2 protein-coding genes are annotated in these 1,836 nt (G+C 29.2%); both read right to left on the bottom strand.

The window, feature by feature from the left end:
• Positions 1–175: 175 nt before the first annotated feature.
• Positions 176–1,123 carry a helix-turn-helix domain-containing protein gene (locus J2Z24_RS21140; protein WP_051593449.1) on the bottom strand — a complete coding sequence of 316 codons (948 nt, stop codon included), beginning with the start codon at positions 1,121–1,123 and terminating at the stop codon, positions 176–178.
• A 255-nt stretch (positions 1,124–1,378) separates the two neighbouring features.
• The gene (locus J2Z24_RS21135) at positions 1,379–1,585 is read right to left on the bottom strand and encodes an alpha/beta-type small acid-soluble spore protein (RefSeq protein ID WP_035152470.1); all 207 of its coding nucleotides are present in this window, start codon (positions 1,583–1,585) and stop codon (positions 1,379–1,381) included.
• Between the last annotated feature and the right edge of the window lie 251 nt (positions 1,586–1,836).

The raw sequence follows: 1,836 nt of genomic DNA, 5'->3' as shown, positions 1-1,836 counted from the left end.
GGACACCCTTGCCGTCAGCTAGTGGTTCCCACTACCAAGCCCACAACGGACTTTCACCGTCAAGTTGTTGCCCATGCTGGGCACACAATAAAAAACACAGTCACATTCTTTAATAATGTAACTGTGTTTTCATTATAGGAAAAAACTTATTTACTATTTATTGTAAATATAAAATTTAAAATCTCAATTTGGAAGGATAAATATCATACTTTTTCCTAAATTGACTAGAAAAATGAGTAGCATCCTTATAACCAATTTCTACGGCAATACTTTCAATAGGCTTATTGGTAGTTATTAATAGTTCTTTTGCTTTTTCCATTCTTTTAGTAATAACATATTTACGAATTGTCATACCTGTTAACTGTTTAAATCCTTTTTTTAACTTGCATTCATTCATTGTTACCAACCTTGAAAGTTCAGGGATAGTAGGTGGATTTACCAAATTTTCTTCAACAATTTCCCGTGCAAGAACTAATGAATTATAGTCAGAGCTAGCGTAATCTTCTAATTCTTTAGACTTGGTTAAAATAGAGTTAAGCCTCAAGCTCAATAATTCTAACACTTTCGACTTAATGTAACATTCTTTCGTTGCCATACAAGATGGAGTAAGCATTATTTGCTTAATACACATCTTCTCTTCCTCAGATAATAACTGTTTTTGACAATTTAACTCATGATAAATTATTGATTCAATATTGGGGCAAGACTCTAACAAAGGGCATAAAAAAGCTTCATTGAAACGAATTGTAATCCCCTTAAAAGATGTATTTGCTGCTAAGCAACTTAGCTCTTCTTGTCCAGTTTTTCTAAAAATACCTTCATAAGAGTTAACATCTAACTGATCATTTTTTCTTATAAGTTGACACTTTTGTAAAATTGGGAAAGAAAACTCATAACATTTCTTTGGTGCATTACCTATTAATTTCACATCTTTTTGTGTAACCATATCACAATATACTATCTCAATATCTTTTGATGGAGATATTCGTCTGTACTTTCCTTCAACTTGATCTGATTCTACTGATATCCAATGATCTGTTTGTCCTAATGCATAAAGATTATTCAGCTCATGACACAGTACACAATTTTTTTTGTCAGAGTTATAAATACGATATTGTTCCAAATTAGTCCACCCTTTCCCCTATGCATTTCTACAACTTACTATCATTATTTATAGTTAGTCTAATCTAAACCTAATTCTACCACAAATGATAACTATATTCAATTGAAAAATAATATCTTTTAAAATCAATGTTAATAATAAAAAAACTCGTCATTTATTTAATTATTATATTTATAGATAAAAAGAGCACTTTCAAATGTGATATATGTTCAACATTTAGAAGTGCTCTTTTTATCACTACTCTATTATGGAAACTTATTTATGGATTAATTTTTTTTCAAATTCCTCTACCATCTTCTTAGTCATTAATCCACCAATAGGTCCACCCATATATCCATTTAATTTTGAAGTATTATTTCCTTTATAGTCATTGTTAAATTTCATACCCATTTCATTTGCATATTCTGTTTTCAATTTGTCTAGTTTTTCTTTTGCTTCCGGAACTAAAGGCCTTCTACTCATTATCTAACACCTCCATGTCAGTATTAGTTTTATACTTTTGTGTAAAGATATACTTAGTAAATTATTCAGATAAATTTTTATAACGAACTAATGATATGTATAAATTAAGTTATAATTTTCACTATTAGTGTAATAAATTTTTAACATATAAAATAGTAAAAGGGGATGTCGCATTAGCATAAAAAATTTGCTAACGCGACAGCGTTTTTTGGGTATTTCATAGCAAGTTTAAAGATGCTTTAAATCCAAAT

Origin of the sequence: Clostridium tetanomorphum (genome assembly GCF_017873215.1) — a bacterium.
GTDB classification, from domain to species: Bacteria; Bacillota; Clostridia; order Clostridiales; family Clostridiaceae; genus Clostridium_AO; species Clostridium_AO tetanomorphum.
This window is presented reverse-complemented; position numbering and strand designations above follow the sequence as displayed.